Below are 507 nucleotides of genomic sequence, written 5' to 3'. Positions count from 1 at the left end.
GACCCCAAGATGCATTTGCCAAGCCACTGGGATCCCGCCTTTCCATGGATTTTGCAAATACCTTCCCTGCCTGTTCCTTCGACGCGGGGCGGCATGGCGGCGGCGGGAAGCATCGGAGAAGGGGTCAATGCCCCAGCCCCGCCCCCTGTCGGCTGCTTTCCCCTGAAATACAGCGGGGGAGCCACTGGCTCCCCCGCTGTCATTGATGTGGCCGATATGGCGGCACCAGCCCCTGTCAGGACTCCCACAGGATGCGCTGGCTGCCGGACCAGCGTTCGCCGATGTCTGCGTATTTTTGTTCCAGCAGGTGGCGGCGGATCTTCATGGTGGGGGTCAGCACCCCGTTCTCGATGTTCCAGGGGCTCTTGACCACCAGGATGCCCCGCAGGCGAGCATGGGATTCCAGCTTGTCGTTGACCCGATTGAGGGCAGCCTCCAACTGGGCTTCCACCCCGGCCTTGTCCCCCTTCATGGCGCTCTCGGCGAGCTGCACCAGGGCGACCGGCT

The 507-nt window shown here is 64.1% G+C and carries 1 pseudogene; it reads right to left on the bottom strand.

The annotated features are described in order from the left end of the window. Window positions 1-235 precede the first annotated feature (235 nt). Window positions 236-507 (bottom strand): annotated as a pseudogene (locus BN1120_RS11410) (AMP-binding protein); the annotation flags it as partial.

Source organism: Aeromonas caviae (genome assembly GCF_000819785.1).
In the GTDB taxonomy this organism is placed as follows: Bacteria; Pseudomonadota; Gammaproteobacteria; order Enterobacterales; family Aeromonadaceae; genus Aeromonas; species Aeromonas caviae.
Note: the sequence above shows the minus strand (reverse complement) of the source record. Positions and strands in the feature narration are given on the sequence as shown.